The sequence below is a fragment of the Acetatifactor aquisgranensis genome (assembly GCF_943193215.1).
Taxonomy (GTDB): domain Bacteria; phylum Bacillota; class Clostridia; order Lachnospirales; family Lachnospiraceae; genus Acetatifactor; species Acetatifactor aquisgranensis.
Map to the genome: position 1 here is coordinate 105,960 of NZ_CALPDH010000020.1, position 14,402 is coordinate 120,361.

At 47.9% G+C, this 14,402-nt stretch carries 18 protein-coding genes and 1 pseudogene; 9 read left to right on the forward strand and 10 right to left on the reverse strand.

Features of this window, described 5'->3' with window-relative positions:
- The first annotated feature begins 29 nt into the window (after positions 1-29).
- Positions 30-950, forward strand: a complete 921-nt coding sequence (locus NFS35_RS17555) for a hypothetical protein (RefSeq protein ID WP_251208413.1) — start codon at positions 30-32, stop codon at positions 948-950.
- 146 nt (positions 951-1,096) lie between these two features.
- Entirely contained in the window at positions 1,097-1,642 is a 546-nt protein-coding gene (locus tag NFS35_RS17560; RefSeq protein WP_251208414.1) for a hypothetical protein, read from the forward strand.
- Between the two features lie 68 nt (positions 1,643-1,710).
- Here NFS35_RS17560 and NFS35_RS17565 read toward each other — a convergent pair whose 3' ends face one another.
- Positions 1,711-2,706 carry a type II toxin-antitoxin system antitoxin SocA domain-containing protein gene (locus tag NFS35_RS17565; protein ID WP_251208415.1) on the reverse strand — a complete coding sequence of 332 codons (996 nt, stop codon included), beginning with the start codon at positions 2,704-2,706 and terminating at the stop codon, positions 1,711-1,713.
- A gap of 327 nt (positions 2,707-3,033) precedes the next feature.
- Here NFS35_RS17565 and NFS35_RS29055 point away from each other — a divergent pair, with 327 nt between their 5' ends.
- The 6 genes from NFS35_RS29055 to NFS35_RS17590 all read left to right on the forward strand — a co-directional run bounded on the left by NFS35_RS29055 (position 3,034) and on the right by NFS35_RS17590 (position 8,120).
- Positions 3,034-3,162, forward strand: a complete 129-nt coding sequence (locus NFS35_RS29055; RefSeq protein ID WP_275564703.1) for a hypothetical protein — start codon at positions 3,034-3,036, stop codon at positions 3,160-3,162.
- Between the two features lie 38 nt (positions 3,163-3,200).
- Positions 3,201-4,160, forward strand: a complete 960-nt coding sequence (locus NFS35_RS17570) for a hypothetical protein (RefSeq protein ID WP_251208416.1) — start codon at positions 3,201-3,203, stop codon at positions 4,158-4,160.
- Positions 4,161-4,441: 281 nt separating this feature from the next.
- The gene (locus NFS35_RS17575) at positions 4,442-4,645 is read left to right on the forward strand and encodes a hypothetical protein (protein WP_251208417.1); all 204 of its coding nucleotides are present in this window, start codon (positions 4,442-4,444) and stop codon (positions 4,643-4,645) included.
- Positions 4,646-4,906: 261 nt separating this feature from the next.
- Entirely contained in the window at positions 4,907-5,539 is a 633-nt protein-coding gene (locus NFS35_RS17580) for a hypothetical protein (RefSeq protein ID WP_251208418.1), read from the forward strand.
- A gap of 771 nt (positions 5,540-6,310) precedes the next feature.
- The gene (locus tag NFS35_RS17585) at positions 6,311-7,189 is read left to right on the forward strand and encodes a 5'-3' exonuclease (RefSeq protein ID WP_251208419.1); all 879 of its coding nucleotides are present in this window, start codon (positions 6,311-6,313) and stop codon (positions 7,187-7,189) included.
- Between the two features lie 73 nt (positions 7,190-7,262).
- Positions 7,263-8,120 carry a YitT family protein gene (locus NFS35_RS17590; RefSeq protein ID WP_251208420.1) on the forward strand — a complete coding sequence of 286 codons (858 nt, stop codon included), beginning with the start codon at positions 7,263-7,265 and terminating at the stop codon, positions 8,118-8,120.
- 154 nt (positions 8,121-8,274) lie between these two features.
- Here the strand turns inward: NFS35_RS17590 and NFS35_RS17595 are convergent, their stop codons facing one another.
- The gene (locus tag NFS35_RS17595) at positions 8,275-9,129 is read right to left on the reverse strand and encodes an alpha/beta hydrolase (RefSeq protein ID WP_251208421.1); all 855 of its coding nucleotides are present in this window, start codon (positions 9,127-9,129) and stop codon (positions 8,275-8,277) included.
- 382 nt (positions 9,130-9,511) lie between these two features.
- On the opposite strand from NFS35_RS17595, the gene NFS35_RS17600 reads away from it, so the two are divergent.
- On the forward strand, positions 9,512-9,772 hold the full coding sequence (locus NFS35_RS17600; RefSeq protein ID WP_251208422.1) for a GNAT family N-acetyltransferase: 261 nt from the start codon (positions 9,512-9,514) through the stop codon (positions 9,770-9,772).
- Between the two features lie 219 nt (positions 9,773-9,991).
- On the opposite strand, the pseudogene NFS35_RS17605 reads toward NFS35_RS17600, so the two are convergent.
- The 8 genes and pseudogenes from NFS35_RS17605 to NFS35_RS17640 form a co-directional block, all read right to left on the reverse strand.
- Positions 9,992-10,585: pseudogene (locus tag NFS35_RS17605) on the reverse strand (relaxase/mobilization nuclease domain-containing protein); the annotation flags it as partial.
- Positions 10,557-10,952, reverse strand: coding sequence for a plasmid mobilization protein (locus NFS35_RS17610; protein ID WP_251208423.1), 396 nt, complete (start codon positions 10,950-10,952; stop codon positions 10,557-10,559). The pseudogene NFS35_RS17605 and the gene NFS35_RS17610, both read right to left, overlap by 29 nt.
- A gap of 380 nt (positions 10,953-11,332) precedes the next feature.
- Positions 11,333-11,821 carry a GNAT family N-acetyltransferase gene (locus tag NFS35_RS17615; RefSeq protein WP_251208424.1) on the reverse strand — a complete coding sequence of 163 codons (489 nt, stop codon included), beginning with the start codon at positions 11,819-11,821 and terminating at the stop codon, positions 11,333-11,335.
- 74 nt (positions 11,822-11,895) lie between these two features.
- Complete coding sequence (locus NFS35_RS17620) at positions 11,896-12,108, reverse strand: helix-turn-helix domain-containing protein (RefSeq protein ID WP_251208425.1); 213 nt, start codon at positions 12,106-12,108, stop codon at positions 11,896-11,898.
- Entirely contained in the window at positions 12,080-12,538 is a 459-nt protein-coding gene (locus NFS35_RS17625; protein ID WP_251208426.1) for an RNA polymerase sigma factor, read from the reverse strand. The genes NFS35_RS17620 and NFS35_RS17625 overlap by 29 nt, the downstream gene beginning before the upstream one ends.
- Before the next feature lie 127 nt (positions 12,539-12,665).
- Complete coding sequence (locus NFS35_RS17630) at positions 12,666-13,187, reverse strand: flavodoxin domain-containing protein (protein WP_251208427.1); 522 nt, start codon at positions 13,185-13,187, stop codon at positions 12,666-12,668.
- Between the two features lie 18 nt (positions 13,188-13,205).
- A complete protein-coding gene (locus NFS35_RS17635; RefSeq protein ID WP_251208428.1) occupies positions 13,206-13,589 on the reverse strand; it encodes an FMN-binding protein in 384 nt (127 codons plus the stop codon).
- Positions 13,576-14,067: a MarR family winged helix-turn-helix transcriptional regulator gene (locus tag NFS35_RS17640; protein ID WP_251208429.1), complete on the reverse strand. Its 492-nt coding sequence runs from the start codon at positions 14,065-14,067 to the stop codon at positions 13,576-13,578. The genes NFS35_RS17635 and NFS35_RS17640 overlap by 14 nt, the downstream gene beginning before the upstream one ends.
- Positions 14,068-14,402: the final 335 nt, after the last annotated feature.

Sequence of the window (14,402 nt, forward strand, 5' to 3'; positions counted from 1 at the left end):
ATCAACACGATGGAAAGATGGAAGAGTAAATGAGAAAGATAGAATTTGGGCATGAAGCCTGGAGACAGGCAGAGGAGATCGGTGCGGAGCCTGGCATCCGGGAACTGGTGGAGCAGTTTCGGGAGTGCCCGGATACCGGTATGGATTCCGATGTCTTTGCAGAGCTTTGCGGACGCATCTGTGAGTCGAATACCATATACCCGGCATTCTACCTGGTTTTCCCCTATATGGTGGAAATCGCGATGGGGCAGCCGCCGGCGCAGGCGGTGGAGCTGTGGGAGTGGATGGGGGCATGGATTTCGGAAAGCTATCAGCCCTATGCAGCGGGGATGTCCCGGGAAGTGATGGATGTGTATCGGGAAAGCCTGGCTGTGGCGGAGGAGGCTGTACTGGATTTTCTCTGCCGGTATGATTTTTCTTCCCATAGGGACAGCATCCATTATGTGACAGGGGCGCCTTTCGCATTCGTGAAACCGGAATTAGGATATCTTTCAACCATGTTCGATACGGAACTCTGGGAGGAAGCTTCCTGTCCCGAAGGCCATATGGAAACATACATAATCCGCAGGAAAGGAATCACGGACAGCGGCAACAGGAGCGTTTCCGTGCAGGAGACGGCATGGGAAGAAGTGCGGAGTCTGACTGACAAAATGCCTGTCCGCCAACCGAATCCCTGGACAGGGCTACTGTCTGTAATCGACGGTTTTGAGGACTGCGCGGAGAAGCACATGGCAAAAGCTGTCTGCAGAAAGGGAATCAGCCAGGAGACGCCGTTTCCGGTGGCAGTATTTTTGTACCTGTACCTGCTGCGGAACCTGGACAGGGCAGAAGAGGATGCAGAGTTTTCACAGCTCTGCCACCGGATGTTCGACAGGATTTCCTGCCCGGCATGCGGGGCGCAATTTGTTTTTATAGACGGGTGGCAGCACCCCTTTGGGACAGAGGCATGACGGAGAATTTATATTGCTTAACGATTTCACTTGCCCTGAAACCAGACTGCATAACGCTGGCTGGTTCAAGCGCATGATTACATTAGGCAGTATTCAGCGTTATGCAGTATATGTCCTGTGTTGACCGACACAGCTGATGGAGCTGTATGAACAGGCACAAGACCCGGAAACTGCCGAAGCTCCATGGGGAGGGCTTCCGGGACGCCTGCCATACCATCAGCGCCATGAAAGAATACCCTAATGTCCATGCGGGAAGGCTGAAGGAGGCCCTTGGGCGCGATGGCCTGGACAGGAACGACAGGATTGCGCTTTTCCACTGCATCAAGGATTTGAAAGGGAAAGAAGAGGTGCTGGATTATTTTCTGGAGTATCTGTCTACGGAAGAGGAGCCCGGCATATTGATCTATGCTGTCTGGTGCACGGAGGGCGTGGAGGACCGGCAGCTTCAGGAACTTTTTGTGAAACTGATGGACAAGTACAGGACCCATGAAAATGCCAGGTTTGACTATAAAGGCAGCCAGATGGTCTTGAAGGGCGGTGCCTGTATGGGAGCCAGCAGGCCGGAAGGACAGCTCACCAGCAACCTCATGCGGCAGTTCGATTATTTCGGCCTGGACTACCGGGGAGCCTGGAAGCTGCTGATGGATGACGGCAGATGGAGGGAATGGAAAGGGCAGAACGGATTTCTATAAGGCATCTGTAGAAGCAGATGCCTGGACGCGCGTGGATGAAGCATTGTTTTCCGCTATCTGCTTTTCTGTTATCTGCAAAGGAACATGTCCTGGGCATATTCTTTGATGTCGCCGGGATTGACCATGTTGTACTTTGCCTTTACTGCGCTGAAATACTCTCCGATAAGAGATTTCCCGATAATCCGGTCAGATGGCGCTGTAACAGGAAGGTCGCCGCGGGCGGCAAGCCAGGGGGCTTCGTTGTGCGTGAAGCGCTCCAGGATTTTCCCGCTGTAACAGCAGATATTGTTGATTACGCTATCGTAGATGGCCTTTTCGCCGGAAGAGAATACTGATCCGTCAAAGCCATCGGCTTTTTCAATGGAATCGAAACGGTAGTCTCTATAGCGGAAGTAAATTTCCCTGTAAACCGGGCCATGCACCCATGCCTGGCAATCTTCTGAGAACAGGAAAGATTGATAGAAAGCGAAATAAAATCCCTGAATGTAGTACAGGGCCTTCTGGAGCGCCAGAGGAGTGATATCCTCGCATTGGCTCAGCAGATACTGGATTACGGTATTTATTTTGCTATCTGTGGATGACCCGGCTGACAGCAGCGCGTCGACAGCTCTGCGGCTTTTTTCATAGGCGCGCGCAGATTTCAGGCTTCCCTTATTGGCTTCCAGCAATTCGGAATAAAACGCGGGGTCATTATAGAGGCGCACAAGGATGTCGGAGTATTGTCTTGTGGGCATGTCGCCATCCGCGTACCGCGAGAAGGTTTGCTCCCCCCATCCAAGGAGCAGAGAAAGTGGCCGTTTCCCAATCGCATACTTTTCAGGGATTTCCTTGAGCTGTTCCAGGGAAATGATGTGATTCTCCTTGCGATACACGTCATAGAGCGCCCGCAGATTGTAATCCGAGAACTCCGGAATAAAAAGCTGAGAGCCGCAGTCGGCACAGTGAGCTTCTTTGCCGATATAGTGATACGCCTTTTCCTTAATGGTGCCAACCATAGGGGCCGCCGCTTCGATATAATCCACATCGTTTCTGCACTCTTCACAAAAGGATTTCTTAGGATTCATATCAGACTACCTCCAACGATATGATACACGATATGTTTGTTTTTGTCAATACAAAATGCACTAATTGATGCAGAAGTATGCGGAAATGGTTAAAGCTTTGGCCGCCAGGTCGGAAGACTGGGTATAGAAACATCTCCCTGAATATGGTAAAATGTTTATCAGGAATGACCCGCTGGGAGCGGATGGCAGAGCATAAGGGCAGAGGTGATCAGGCAGATATCCGCAATTTCTTTGCCAGGCGGGTGGGCAGGCTGCGAAAAGCAAATGGAGGCTTTATGCAGAGGGGAGATTTAATGGCTCAGGAGAGCAGGGGAAACATGGAAAAGCGTGACAGAATTGCTGGAGGATTTTACGGACTTCTTGTCGGGGATACCAAAATCCCGGCTTTCCGGACTGCGGGGGCGGGAAAAAGCGGCAGGGCTGTTGGAACGGCTCCTGGTTGAGAAGAACATATAAGGGCGGTTATATTTAAGTTTTTGGAAAGGAGATTTGTCATGTCAGAATCATTAAACAGCATCCGTTCCCGCATTGAATCGCTGGGAATGGACTTCCAATTTGTAAAGACAGTAAAAACAGGCGCAAATGGAGCAGAGCGGGAGACCTGGCTTTTGGAATATGAGGGTTCCCGGTTTATCTTTGTGCCCGGCCGGAAAAATGCCACTTTGGGATGGGATACGGATAAATGTCCCTTGGGCGACGGCGTATTAGAGGGTCTTCAGGAAGAATTTTCTTCCGGCCATGGATATTACTATGAGGAGGAGCTGGGGGATTTAAAGGGGGACTATCAGGAGCGGATTGACGAAGCAGAAGAAAACGGCGATTCCGGGAAAGCGGAGGAGCTGCGTTCGGAACTGGCAGAAGAATTAGAGTCGTGGAACGAGGACATAGAAGAAAAAGGCTACGCAAGCTGGGAGGGCTTTCTGGCAAAGTGGAACGAACATCTGTCGCAATGTCTATCGCCGCTGCGCGCCGCCGATATCGGGGATATGATAGTAGAGGTGGACAGCCGTTATCTGGACGAGGACGCGCCATCCCTGGAACAGGCCGTCCTGTCCCTGAAACAAGGGCCTTTTACATTGCCGACGGAGGATGAATGGGAGTACCTTTGCAATGGCGGCGCACGAACCTTGTTCCGCTGGGGCGATACATTGAGCGGCGTGATGACGGAAATCTTCAATGTGGGCACTGTCGGGAAATCCGAAGGAAATACGATATTGGAGCAGCCCAATATGCTGGGCCTGTTTATTGCGTATGATTCCTACAAAAATGAGATTATTGACAATATATCGTATACAAAAGGCGGCGATGGCGGATGCTCCCTCTGCGGCGGTGACGGGGCAATCTATGTCCTGCCCTGTTATACCGCCTTTTATCGGGAGCCCGCGGACGAGCGCCATTTGGGCCTGTCGAAAAACTATTTTTGCTATCGGCGTATCATCCGGCTGCCGCAATAGATTTGACTTAGCTGATGAAAGCTGTCGGCCAGATGAAATGGGTAGGACTGAACCCTGTCCGATGAAGAAATTTACATGGGAGCTTGCGGATGGGCGCTGAAGAGCATTGGGATTCCACAGAAGATTTCGTACCATTTCAATAAGGTTTCGTACCATTACGGCGGATTCCGGAAAATTTCAGCCGATATAACAGGCAGAAACAACTGCCTGTGGGGAATCTTTCAGAAAGTGCTGTTAAGTTGTTGCAGATTATGTGGTTTTCTAAGAGGAAGGCGTTCGGCATGGCGGCAAACATTGACACAAAAGTCAGCCGGGCGCTATGGTTAACTGCAGACAGGAAAGCGGAAAAGGAATGGAGGATAGCAGGAAATGAGCATCAGCGGAGTAGGCGAAAGGGCCTGCAAAGGCTGACAGGGCAGCGCGGACATACCGGAAGATGGATTCTGCCGCGGGCGGCACAGGGCGGCTTTGATACCCGGGCGTGAATATACACTTGCTGTGTGAGCTGCTGAACTCCCGGGAGAGCAATGGGAAGCATGAACAGCTCAGGGATGATATCTTTTTGCGCTGGTCTGCCCAGGGCCGGAGGGAAGTAGACGGCCGGACCGCAAAGGGCTGGACAGATTTCCGGGTGAAGTTTCAGGCGGATATCTCGAAGTTTGAGCTTGCTCCAGAGCGGGTTCTTGAAGGGCAGATGATAGACGGAATACCAACAGATTCAACAATTTACAGGAGAGGTCAGGATAATGCAGATTCATTCGTCCAATGGTTCACTACAACAAAGAGTCTTTTCCGGAACAGGCAGCATAGGCGGCATCCATCTGCCTGATTTCAACGATAAGTATGTGTTCACTAAAAAGAAGAGCGGCATCAGCAAGGAAGAATACAGAAAGCAGATTGCAGAGCAGGCTTATAAAGACTTCGAAAACGGCACTTTCCAGAATAAATCGGAAGGCTTTAACAAACTGATGAAAAGCTACACTTCGGAGGTCTCCCCGGACAGAAAAGGAATCATCACTTCCGGCCTGAAAGCCGTTTCAAGGAACAGGGAGAATGTGTTAAAGCCCATAGACTTCGTGGCGACCCTGCTGGAAGGTGAAGTGCGGTACCAGAAACAGCCCTCTGGCGACAGCGAGTATATAGAATTCTACGATAAGAATGGGGAGATGGTGGCGTCTTATTCCAACAAAGGATGGACCATGTTCACCACAAACGCGGAGGCTGCCAGACAGACGGAAATGTGCATGATTTATAATGCGGCATGGGGGAATGCCAGGAGAGGGATTCCGATGGCCGGCGGTGACGCGGTGAATCCGGTGAACCTGGAAATTATGGAAAATATGGAAAGCCCGCAGAACAGATTCGATGCCAAAGCATAGCAAAAGCCTGTATTCCTTTCATCGCGATATGCCGCGCATATTTATTCCCACAGACAATGAGCCGGGCGGATGGGGCAGTATCTGTCCGGCCCATGCCGTGTCCCATCAGAGAATCCTGCACCCGGTCGGACAAACAGGAAATCTGCTTTTCCGCAAGCGCTCTGTAATCTTCCCTCCCTGTCAGCTGGTACAGCCTTACAAAATTATACGCCATTACCGAATTCCCGCTGGGGACCGGGCCGTCATAGGTTTTTTTCGGGTTCATGAAAAGCTCTGAACCGCCGGCATCTGAAAGAAAATATCCTCCGTCTTTATCGTCGGCAAATCGCCTAACCGCTTCTCGGCAGCAACGCTCCGCCTTTTCCAGATATTTTCTGTTCAGAGTGGAATGATACAGCTCCGTCAGCCCGGCGGCATAGAAAGCATAATCATCTGCCGACTGCTTTAAACCCCCATCCTTTCACTTTTGCGGGACTGACTGCGTAATTTATACTGACAATCACTAAAACTTTTACAATTTCTTTTTTGGGTGGGGGATTCTAAAAGAAGATATCATTATAGCGTCTACAGCCTTGTACATATAAAACCCACATGATACAATGGTTAATATCTTTGTTTCTGAAATTCATAGCAGAAGAAGGAAGAAAACAGGCGGCCCTTTTCTGTTCCTACGCGGGAGAAGGCTTTTGCGTTGTGGAAAAACCAGGGTGTCATCAGCGATTCAGAAGACAGGGCTCTCGGATACCAAAAGGAAAGCGATTGAGGTGATTTATGGACAGACGGCTCTTACTTGTAGACGGCAGCAATCTATTGTTCCAGATGTTCTTCGGTATGCCGTCGAGGATTGTGAACGAACAGGGCAAAGCAATCCAGGGGACGCTGGGGTTCGTGGGCGCATTGCGGAAAATCATCCACAGAGTGGGGCCCACCCATCTGGCAGTCCTGTTCGACGGAGAGCACGAAAATGCCCGCGCCGCGCTTGACCCGGAGTACAAGTCCAATCGGGCCGACTACAGCCAGGTTCCCGAAGAAGAGAACCCTTTCTCGCAGATTGACGATGTGTACGCCGCCCTGGACTATATGGGCATAAAACATACGGAAACCGCTGACTGCGAAGCGGATGACCTGATTGCCGGTTATGCCCTGACCTATGGGAAACAGATGGACATGGTAATTTCCTCTTTTGACAGCGATTTCTTCCAGCTCCTGACAGACCAGGTCTCCATCCTGCGCTATCGGGGAAAGGACACGGTAATCTGGACGCCGGATTCCCTGAAAGAGAAGTTCGGCATCGTGCCCGCGCAGTACGCGGACTTTAAGTCGCTGACAGGCGACAAGGCGGATCATATCAAAGGAGCGGAGGGAATCGGCCCCAAGACAGCGGCATGGCTGCTTGGCCGGTTCGGCACTCTCGAAAACCTCCTCGCCCATGCGGATGAGATAGAAAAGCCGTCCACAAGGGAATCCGTCATCAGGAACACGGAGCGGCTGCGGAGGAACTTTCAATTGATCAGCCTGAGCGCCAGGGAGCATTTGCCGTTTCCTCTGGAGGAGCTGGAATATGACCGGAGGGAGATGGATACAGGGGAAGTGCTCAGAGGGATAGGGCTGAGGGGAGCGGGTGAAGCGTCCGGCCCGGAGGGACATTGAGAGCTTGTCGCATTTGTCGGAAAGCCCTATGACAGAATGAAACCATGATTTCGATACAGGAGAGGATAAAACAATGGTAAGAACGATTCGGGAAATCATTATCATGACAGGGGCGACGCTGATCATAGCCGCGGCTGTCTTCTTTTTTCTGGTTCCAAGCCACGCGGCTGTCAGCTCTATATCCGGGTTGGCAATCGTGCTGTCGAACCTTGTGCCTTTGTCGGTGTCAGCCATCACCATGATATTGAACGTTGTACTGCTGATTGTGGGCTTTCTGCTGTGCGGTCATGAATTTGGATTCAAAACGGTATATACCTCCATTCTGTTGCCGGTATTTTTAGGTCTGTTCGAGCTTCTGCTGCCGGATAACGGATCCCTTACCGGGGACGCGACCCTGGATGTGGCCTGCTATATCTTTGTAGTGAGCATCGGGCTGAGCATTCTGTTCAATAGAAACGCCTCCTCGGGAGGGCTGGACATTGTGGCAAAGATCATGAACAGATACCTGCACATGGATCTCGGCCGGGCTATGAGCCTCAGCGGCATGCTGGTAGCCCTGAGCTCAGCGCTGGTCTATGACAAGAAGACGGTGGTATTGAGCGTCCTCGGAACATATCTGAACGGTATGGTGCTGGATCATTTCATCTTTGGACAGAACAGGAAGAGAAGAGTCTGCATCATATCCCGGGATAAGGAGGAGCAGATTCGCGACTGGATTGTCCATACCCTGAAAAGCGGCGCGACCATCTATCAGGCGCAAGGGGCATATGACGGTACGGTTCGGAATGAAATCATCACGATTGTGGATAAAAACGAATACCAGAAGCTGATGCAGTACATCACCCGGGAGGACCCTGACGCATTCATCACAGTGTATAATGTCAGCGATATGAGGTATATCCCAAAGAGCAAGCCGGATGGGACAAAGTGACAAGCGGAGGGGACATGGCATCCTGCGGAGTCCGGCGCTTCGCCATGGAACATATGGGAAACGATAAGGAGCCTGGGCGGCGGAAAGGCGCTGCCCATATGCATCATTGGAATTAATCCGGTAAAAAGCGGCTTATCCATATGAGGAACGCTCTTCATGTCAGTTTCTGCGCCGCGAAATAATGGCTTTTCGCATACTCGAATTTCTCTTCGAACTTCCGGATTGCCTGCTGGCTGACAGGCAGCTGGGGCTTCATCATGTCAAAGGCGTGCATATCGGATGGATAGACGTCCACGCTGGCTTCCACGCCCGCCTTTTTCATGTTTTTTATAAAATCCAGGGTCTCCTGATAGAACGGCTCGCCATCTCCCACAAAAGTATATGCAGGGGGAAGTCCTGTGAAATCGGTCTGCCTTGCAGGTGCCGCATATGGGGAAACAGCTTTCTTCGCATCATTTCTCAGATATATCCGCCATCCGAAATGGTTCTTTCTTGTGTTCCAGACCTTGCCGTGGTTATCCCTGGAGGATTCCGTATCAAAGTTGTCTATCATGGGATAAAGCGGCATCTGGTATGCCACGCTCACTTCATGCCTGTCCCTCGCCATCATGGCCAGTGCGGCACAGAGCCCGCCGCCGGCGCTTTCTCCGCCTATCATGATCTGGTCATCCCGGATGCCAAGGCTTTCCGCATGGCTCTTCATGTATAAAAGGGCGGCGTAGCAGTCGTCAATCGCAGCCGGGTATGGCGCCTGCCATGCGAGCCTGTATCCTGGCGAGATGACTACCGCTCCGTATTTTTTCACAAGGTTTACGGCCCGGCTCCTATGGACCATTTCTTTCATGCCAAGGACATAGCCGCCCCCATGAATCCAGAGTATGCCGGGCGGGTCTTCTGCTTTGGATTTTGGCGATAGTACCAGAGTCGGTATCTTCCGGCCATGTGCTTCGATTTTAATCTTTCTTATGGCAATGTCCTTGTCGGGCTTCATTTGCATCATTGATATCATGTTGATTCCTCTCCGGCCTGGATTTCATCAGCTTCATCCGCTGTCTGCCTGTCCGGGAATCGAACCTGGTCGCAATCCGGGGGCATATAACGGACAGCGAGGGCATCTTCCCTGTAATCCTGATTTTACCACAAAATGTTTTCTGTTTCCAGCCTTCTCTGCGCGTCAATGTCCACTCTTATCTCTAAAGTCTCCGGGCTGTCTCGCATGCCCTGGAAAAATGAAATCGGTTGTGGTAAAATATGCTAAAATCCTGCCAGGACAGCGGCTATAATGCGGCTGAAGAGATGCGGACATGACTTTTTTGAAAAAGGTGAAAAACAATATATGACAGAGAGAATGCGTGGGTAGGGCGGCTATCTGCAAATCGCTGGGGAATCCGGTGGCCTATCCGGATGAATTAACAGCCTTTATTGGATTTTTTATGACGGATGTGTCCGTACAGAACACTGGAATGGGGAGCAAGATCATCAATGGTCTGTGTGCTTATCTAGCACGTATTGGGATGGTAAATGTCCGTCTCGGTTGGGTAAAAGGGAATCCTCAAGCAGAACATTTTTGGCACAAAAATGGTTTCAAAGAAACAGGAGTTACATATGATACGGAAAACTATACCGTAATTGTTGCCCAGCGAGGTTTATAAATTCCAGTTGTGCGCCCAGCAAAGGGCAAATAACCTGACAGGTGCAAATCCTGTCTGCGAAGGTCTAGCCAACCAGCAGTAGCGAGTCTTGCGTGGCAGTCAGTAATGGCTGGTGCGAAGCGTAGACAGCGAGCAAGTAGGGCTGCAATGCGATTGAGCCTCGAAATGTTGAAGTTCAGAGGGCTGACGTCTTAACTGGTGCGGAAAGCAATATCGGGCACTCTCGTTCAGCAAGTCAATCTGATAGAGGTTTTCCCGGTGGCACATCTCCATGACTTCCGCTTTGAAATATTCCATAGCAGCGTCCGTACAGCGGTACTTGCAGCCCTCCCTTGTGTCCGCTGGTCTTTCCATGTAGGGCAGTAGCGGCACTTCCGCAATCCGTAGGGAATTGATTACGATATGCACATGGATGTTCCCGCTGTGGTTATGCCCGTCCGGGTGGGTGCATACCAACGCTTGGTGTCCGGGGAAATGCTCTTTACAGAACTGCTCGCCCAACTGCTGCGCCCGGTCTACGGATAGCCCATTGTCGGCAGCGTCACGGGGGTCAAAGCTGATGATATAATGGTGGCTCTTTACGTACTCCCACTTTTGGTTTTTCCCATAGTGGAGATTGGAGCGCATACACGCTATGGCGAAATCTTCCCCGCCGCAATTCAGAGAGGAAATGAGATAGCCTGTCCTCGGAACAATCTGCCCGTTTTTATCAAGAGTGGGCTTCATGGTAAATTCGTCATGCCGGGAGGTTAGGTACTGCTCGGCAGCTCCATAGTCGGCATTTTTAGAGCTGATATGTTTGAATGTTGCCAACAACTTCACCTACTTTCTGCAAGACTTCAAACTTCAAGGCGGCAAGCTCCGCTGCGGCAGCTCGCACCTCTTGGGAGAGGGCGTTATAAGGTGCGCCGTACTCGTTCAGACAGCGGGCAATCTGATTCAGATTCCCACCAATTTTCCCGTACTCGGCTGTGAGTTTCCCCACGGCAGATAATAATTCATCATTGACCGGGGAAACGGTAATGACCGGGCGTATTCTTGACTTAATTAGGGCTTGCCGGATATATTCAGACTGGCTCATTTTGCAGACGGTGACACGCTCGGAAAACTCGGCGTATTCTTCCTCGGTCAAGCGTGTCTTGATTACTCGGCGGCGGTGGGGCGTGTTGTATTTTCTCATGGCTGTGAAGCTTCTTTCATGGGTGGATTTTTTCAAGCGGCGCAAGCCGCAAAAAGGCTTGCTCTAAGAAAGTGGCGGCTTCCGCTGTGTGGGCTTCCCTCAATACCTTTAGTGCCGCAAACGGGAATTTTGCCAAAGCTGCGGCAGTATTTCTCTCCCTACTACCTACAACACCACGCAAAGCAAAATTGACGGAGATTGACGGAAATTTCTTTCTATCACCCTTTCATGGCATAATACCGACATTTTTTGAAAATGCCAAAAATGGGCGCAAAAAAACAGGAAACCTTTTCTTGATTTCCTGTCTTGGTGTGCTGTTCTGTATGTAGCGGCGGTTATTCAGTTTTTAGTTGGTTACAATTCTACAAATAGGAATTTATCTATACAAGGAAATACAATACCTCTCTTATATCTTTCCCACCGATATTCTCATCCCGAAATACTTCTGAATAAATAAATCCGTTTTTTTCATAAAATTTTCTTGCTCTATGATTATCCTCCAAAACCCATAAAAGCACTTTACTAAATCCGCATTGTTTTAATTCTTTAATGCACTTGTTAAGCAATAACCTACCGTATCCTTTTCCAATGTAATCAGGCAAAAAATATATGGAAACGATTTCTCCATATTCGCTGTATTTTTCCCATCTTGATTTACAGAAACTTGCAGTACCTATAAGACTCCCATGTTCTATCAGAACAAGGTTATTCATACCGATTTTATTGATACTATTAGCCCATTGTCCCGTTGGAATACTATTAAGATAGTTTTGCGGAATAATGTTTTTATATGCGTATTTCCAACTACTTTCATATATTTTGCTTATTTCAAGAGGATTATCATCTTTGGTGATGTATCTAATCTCCATTTCAACAACTCCTTAAATTCCGATTTATCGTTGCTTTATTATATATCTGTTTTCCTAAAAACGGAAGCAATTTCTTATACTTCCTGTTCATCAAAACGGAACTTAAACAGGGCAGTGACAAGCCGCTGTTTTATGCTGTCCTCGGTATCCCTGTCGATATGCCCGTTTTCAATGGCGGCAATTCGGATTTGCTTGCTGTAATGCCGTAAAACCTCGTCCACGGCTTCCGGCTCTCCGTTGGTCGCCCGGACAATCGTTTCATAGGGCAAAAGGTTCGGATTTCCCATGTGAAAGCACCTCTATTTCTTTGTGCAGAAGCCGTAAAGTCCTGCGGATTTGATACCCGGTCGTACTCCGGCAGCGTCCGTACATTTCCCAGATTTCCCGCTGTGTGTAATGCCCGAAAAAGTAAAGGAAAATGATTTCCCGGTTCTTCTCCGGCAGAGATAACAGGGCGGCGGCAAGCTCCCCATTGGTGAGGATAACTGTCTGACCGCATATCGTAACGGGGTATTCTTCATAGGGTGCTTCAAAATATTCGTCTGTTGTGCTTAAAGGATAAAACTTTTCTTCTGTGAGGTATTCAAGGGAGATTTCTTTTTGCCGCCGCCTGCTCCTGTCACGCCATGCGTTGATAGCCGCAAAGCGTATGACGGTCTTGCAATAGCCATTAAAAGCATACATGATGTGTTCTCTGTATGCTTCTGTATAAGGCATAGATGATTCCCCCTTTCTCCCACATGGGGCGTTGCATAATTGATAGTTACATTTTTATATTTCAAAGAGGCAGCTTTTTAGGTTGTTGCTCTTTGACTATCTTTTATCATTCAGCCAAATAAAAAAGCTATTTTTTCAGATATTGCAAAATCGGTTCAATATACTTTTTGTCTGAAATGTCATAAGATGAAGAAATCATTTTTACCATTATTTCTTCCGCTTCTGTCTTATCTTTTTTTGATTTAAGTGTTTTTACAAACATTTTCATCATCAGTTTAGATGGCGTAGACATTTTTTCATAATTGAACCCTCCCGGACAGTAAAAGGTCTTTACTTTTTTCTGTTCTGATTCGTTGAAATTCCGTTTAAGGGCTATATCTATTTCCGGGTTGTCTATCGGGCTTCCTCCAACACAAAATGCAATCAGCTTCTTATCTGCCCACTTATCCATATTTTGCTTAAACCAACTAATTTTACTGATACTGCCCGCACAAGCCCAACCTCCAAAAATAATTGCTTCATATGAAGCCAAATCTTTCTTTTTTGCGGCTGATAATTCAAAGCAATCAGCCCCCGCTGCTTCCGCTATCCATTCAGCATAGCGTTTTGTAAATCCTGTTTGTGAAGTGTAAATTACGATTGTTTTCATCAGCATAAATCTCCCTCTTTAATTTTCTATTGCATTTTCAACAGCTTTTAAGATACATTTACTACTTACCGTAGCTCCCGATACTGCGTCTATATCTAATGACTGTTCTTGCACTACATCATTGACTATACTTTCTGCCGTACTCCCCAGCCCATTATCGTGTTGCAAAATAGTAATATTGGTTATCCGATGATTGCTGACTGATACCTCAACTTTCACATGGACGGGGGTAATCGAATATTCACCTATATAATTCCCGTCTTGAACACTCGATATATCGGGCATAGATACAGAAATATTTTGAACATTCCTAACCATATTTCCAATTATGATTTTTCCTACAATAAACAAAAATAAAACAACAATAAATGTTATCAGCAGCACTTTTTTACCTTTTTTCATCTGCAATCCTCTTTTCCAAATTTTCTATTCCGGCATATAGTCTTGATAAAAGAGTAAAAAGGGTTTCAATTTCTTTGTCTGTATAAACTTCAAAAAGATATTTCAATTCCTCTTGGTATTCAGAAAAGTCATTTGTATAAAAGTCATTTACCTTTTCTGTGGGGCAGATACACATAGCTCTTGTATCATGCGGGCTTTGTTGAATAGTAATAAACCCTTTTTTCATCAAAACATCAGCCAACTTTTTGATATTTTGTCTTGAACAGCCTAACAAATTTCCTAATTGAGTAAATGTTAGCTGTTCTTTTGATTGCCTGATTATTGACAATAACATAAATTGCTTTAATGATACCTCTGGAATATGGTTATCAAAAAGCGTTTGTAGCTTATTTCCGGCGATAAATAATGTACTGAAAATAGCCTTTCTTTGGTTCTCCGTAGAACTTGAAAATCTTTTAGTCAAATCATCTAAATTCATGTAGCCCTCCTTATTAGCAACTTGTTGCGCTTTTGATTATAGCAACAAGTTACCTATATGTCAATATGAATGATAGAAATGACAGGGGTTCCGTAGTAGTCGGCACTGTGCGTAATGTGCATAACTTGCTATCTTATGGTGTTGTGGGAAAGTCTGTTTGCAGAATGTGGGAAAGCTGCGCTTTAGCTTTTCCATGTTCTGTGAACGGACTTTTCCATGACGGAATAGCAAGTTTATCCTTAAATTAAGATAAACAGGCTTATCCTTAAGACATTTTTATCCCCATCTTTTTGAAACTGCCCGTATCCTTGGTGTTTAAGTACAAAAAGATGAGG

Bases quoted from the DNA above. Each gene is read 5' to 3' on its own strand.
- NFS35_RS17555 (WP_251208413.1), top strand. From the start codon at position 30: ATGAGAAAGATAGAATTTGGGCATGAAGCCTGGAGACAGGCAGAGGAG.
- NFS35_RS17560 (WP_251208414.1), top strand. From the start codon at position 1,097: ATGAACAGGCACAAGACCCGGAAACTGCCGAAGCTCCATGGGGAGGGC.
- NFS35_RS17565 (WP_251208415.1), bottom strand. From the start codon at position 2,706: ATGAATCCTAAGAAATCCTTTTGTGAAGAGTGCAGAAACGATGTGGAT.
- NFS35_RS17570 (WP_251208416.1), top strand. From the start codon at position 3,201: ATGTCAGAATCATTAAACAGCATCCGTTCCCGCATTGAATCGCTGGGA.
- NFS35_RS17575 (WP_251208417.1), top strand. From the start codon at position 4,442: ATGGCGGCAAACATTGACACAAAAGTCAGCCGGGCGCTATGGTTAACT.
- NFS35_RS17580 (WP_251208418.1), top strand. From the start codon at position 4,907: ATGCAGATTCATTCGTCCAATGGTTCACTACAACAAAGAGTCTTTTCC.
- NFS35_RS17585 (WP_251208419.1), top strand. From the start codon at position 6,311: ATGGACAGACGGCTCTTACTTGTAGACGGCAGCAATCTATTGTTCCAG.
- NFS35_RS17590 (WP_251208420.1), top strand. From the start codon at position 7,263: ATGGTAAGAACGATTCGGGAAATCATTATCATGACAGGGGCGACGCTG.
- NFS35_RS17595 (WP_251208421.1), bottom strand. From the start codon at position 9,129: ATGATATCAATGATGCAAATGAAGCCCGACAAGGACATTGCCATAAGA.
- NFS35_RS17610 (WP_251208423.1), bottom strand. From the start codon at position 10,952: ATGAGAAAATACAACACGCCCCACCGCCGCCGAGTAATCAAGACACGC.
- NFS35_RS17615 (WP_251208424.1), bottom strand. From the start codon at position 11,821: ATGGAGATTAGATACATCACCAAAGATGATAATCCTCTTGAAATAAGC.
- NFS35_RS17620 (WP_251208425.1), bottom strand. From the start codon at position 12,108: ATGGGAAATCCGAACCTTTTGCCCTATGAAACGATTGTCCGGGCGACC.
- NFS35_RS17625 (WP_251208426.1), bottom strand. From the start codon at position 12,538: ATGCCTTATACAGAAGCATACAGAGAACACATCATGTATGCTTTTAAT.
- NFS35_RS17630 (WP_251208427.1), bottom strand. From the start codon at position 13,187: ATGAAAACAATCGTAATTTACACTTCACAAACAGGATTTACAAAACGC.
- NFS35_RS17635 (WP_251208428.1), bottom strand. From the start codon at position 13,589: ATGAAAAAAGGTAAAAAAGTGCTGCTGATAACATTTATTGTTGTTTTA.
- NFS35_RS17640 (WP_251208429.1), bottom strand. From the start codon at position 14,067: ATGAATTTAGATGATTTGACTAAAAGATTTTCAAGTTCTACGGAGAAC.